We start from the raw sequence: 564 nt of genomic DNA, 5'->3' as shown, positions 1-564 counted from the left end.
GCTTCAACAGCCGGCCGCGGATCATCGGGTATTTCACCCGTGCGCCGGAATAGAGATACCAGCTGTAAGAGGCGCCGCGCGCGCAGCCGCGAGGCTCGTGGTTGGGCAGATCGGGCCGCGTGCGCGGATAGTCGGTCTGCTGTGTCTCCCAGGTGACGATGCCGCCCTTGACGTAGATCTTCCACGAGCAGGAGCCGGTGCAGTTCACGCCATGGGTGGAGCGCACGATCTTGTCGTGCTGCCAGCGCTTGCGGTAGCCGTCTTCCCAGGAGCGATCCTCATTGGTCACGATCCCGTGGCCGTCGGAGAAACTGTCGACGGTCTTGCGGAAGAAGGTTAGCCGGTCGAGAAAATGTGACATTGCGTTGTCCCTGGTTATTCGGCCGCGGCCGGGCGGACGGGCGCGCCGCGCTTGGCGCGCTCGATGTCGTGCAGAAGGCCGCCCTTGCGGGTGTAGACACCCCAGGTGATGGCAAGGCAGCTCACGTAGAACAGGAGGAAGGCCCACAACGCGGCGTTCGGCGCGCCCGTGAGGGCGATTGAGCTGCCGTAGCTCTTCGGTAT

2 protein-coding genes are annotated in these 564 nt (G+C 64.5%); both read right to left on the bottom strand.

The genetic code is table 11. The features are described 5' to 3' along the window. Positions 1–361, bottom strand: a 361-nt coding sequence (locus tag EN807_RS32425) for a hypothetical protein (RefSeq protein WP_135937920.1), incomplete at its 3' end; no start/stop codon positions are given. 14 nt (positions 362–375) lie between these two features. After that, positions 376–564, bottom strand: a 189-nt coding sequence (locus tag EN807_RS32420) for a hypothetical protein (RefSeq protein ID WP_135937919.1), incomplete at its 5' end; no start/stop codon positions are given.

Source organism: Mesorhizobium sp. M5C.F.Ca.ET.164.01.1.1, assembly GCF_004792125.1.
Classification (GTDB): domain Bacteria; phylum Pseudomonadota; class Alphaproteobacteria; order Rhizobiales; family Rhizobiaceae; genus Mesorhizobium; species Mesorhizobium wenxiniae.
This window is presented reverse-complemented; position numbering and strand designations above follow the sequence as displayed.